Below are 306 nucleotides of genomic sequence, written 5' to 3'. Positions count from 1 at the left end.
TCCAAATTGTTAAAGAGCAAGAGTTTTAAGTGTTAAACTTTTAAACCCATTTTTAAATACTCTCTTACGAGAATGCTTAAAGATGGTGGGCGATACCGGGCTCGAACCAGTGACCCCCTGCTTGTAAGGCAGGTGCTCTCCCAACTGAGCTAATCGCCCATAAAGTTTTAATTCCTAATGGAAGGAATGGTGGAGCTATGCGGGATCGAACCGCAGACCTCCTGCGTGCAAGGCAGGCGCTCTCCCAGCTGAGCTATAGCCCCATATTTTTATTTCCTTGGGAGGAAATGGTGGGTCGTGCAGGAT

At 47.1% G+C, this 306-nt stretch carries 2 tRNA genes; both read right to left on the bottom strand.

What is annotated here, in order from left to right:
• Positions 1-83 precede the first annotated feature (83 nt).
• Positions 84-159, bottom strand: a tRNA-Val gene (locus tag AB4185_RS21530).
• Positions 160-187: 28 nt separating this feature from the next.
• Positions 188-263 (bottom strand) — tRNA-Ala (locus tag AB4185_RS21525).
• Positions 264-306 lie beyond the last annotated feature (43 nt).

The sequence above is a fragment of the Vibrio sp. 10N.286.48.F5 genome (assembly GCF_041469785.1).
Lineage (GTDB): Bacteria > Pseudomonadota > Gammaproteobacteria > Enterobacterales > Vibrionaceae > Vibrio > Vibrio crassostreae_C.
The sequence above is the reverse complement of the archived record's forward strand: the minus strand, read 5'-3'. Positions and strand labels throughout refer to the sequence as shown.